This window comes from Gemmobacter caeni (assembly GCF_003054195.1).
GTDB classification, from domain to species: Bacteria; Pseudomonadota; Alphaproteobacteria; order Rhodobacterales; family Rhodobacteraceae; genus Gemmobacter; species Gemmobacter caeni.
On record NZ_QBKP01000067.1, the window covers coordinates 1 to 1497 of the forward strand.

At 67.2% G+C, this 1497-nt stretch carries 1 protein-coding gene; it reads left to right on the plus strand.

Annotated features, from left to right (window positions below):
- On the plus strand, nt 1-1497 hold a 1497-nt coding region (locus C8N34_RS26600), incomplete at both ends, for a hypothetical protein (RefSeq protein WP_211317752.1).

A 1497-nucleotide genomic window follows, 5' to 3' on the forward strand; every position in this document is an offset into this window, starting at 1 on the left:
GGTGTGCCATCGAGCCCCTATACGGCGAATATCGGGGCGCAGGGCTTCGACATCGGCGTGACGGCGGCGATGGGGATGAACCCGCTGATGATCGGGCTGCAGCAGGGTTCGCAGCTCGCGGGCATCGCGCAGCAGATGGGCGGCGGCGAGAAGGCTGCCAAGGGACTTGTCCAAGGGCTCTTGTCCATCTTCAACGCCACCAGCGTTGCCGCCATTGGCCTGACGACGCTGGCGGCGGTGGGCATTCAGGGCCTGATGGTGCTGGCCGGTTCTGCAAAATCCCTCGAAGAGCGGATGGCCGAGCTGACGACGGCATTTGACCGTTACAAGCGGTCGGCCGATCTCGCGGGTTCCAGCGCTGAAGATCTGTCGCGGCAATTCGGGGTCGGCGCCACGGCGGCGCAGGAACTCTATGCCATCCTCTCGGGTCTGGACCGTCTCAGCGTCGATCAGAAGCTGAAATCCACCAGTGATGCCGTCCGCGACATGCTGGGCCTGATGAAGGAGAACAACCGTCGCGGCGGCAATGAGGGCCGGATCGCGGATTTCTTCGATCTGGGCGGGTCGGGCTGGGGCAATGCCCGGCCCTATGCGGCATCGCTTGGCACCTTTGACGATGCCGTGCGCGGTTTTGAGAAGGCGGAAGGGATCGATGCCCAGATTGCTGCGATGCAGACCCTGCTGCAGGAGGTTGATCATCTCGCCAGGCTGAAGGACGGGATAACCAAAGAGGAGCAGGCGCTGATCGACCAGCTGAAGAAGCAGGCCGATACCCTGCTCGGCATTCAGGCGATCGAGACCGCGCGGGCCGAGGCGAAGAAGCGGCAGGTGGACCAGATGGTCACGGGCTACCGTCAGGAGGCCGACCTGCTGGCGGTGACGGCGCGGTTCGGGTCGGACAGTATCGAGGTGGAGCGGCTGAAGGCGGCGCAGGCCCGGGAGAACCTCGATCTGCGCCTGAAGGGTATCGGGGTCGAGAAGGGCAGCGCCGACTGGCTGCGCGCCCGGATCAGCCTCTCGCTGCAGCTGGCGGCACAGGAACAGGCGGCGCTCGATGCCCGCCGGGACTGGATGGCGGATCAGCAGGATCGGCTGGCGGCGATCACCCGCGAGACCGGGCTGATCGGGGCCAGCAATGCCGAACGGCTGCGGACCAATGCGCTGGCCGAGGCCGAGGTCGAGATCCGCAAGCGCAAGATGGGCCTTCTCGAGGCCGAGGCGCACCGGATGCGCGCGCTGGCCCGGGCGGCGGCCGAGGCCGAACGCGACCGCCAGCGCGCGCTGAACGATATTGCCACCACCGGGCTGATGGACGGCTATGATGCCCGGCTCGCGGCCGAACGCAATCCGCAGATGCGGGCGCAGATCGAGGCCGAAAAGGAATATGCGCGCCAGATCGCGACGGGGGCCGATGCCACGGTGGCGGCGGCCTCGGCCGAGCAGGTGCGCACCCGGGCGCTGGCGGGGCTGCGTCAGGAACAGCTGGACTTCCTGCGC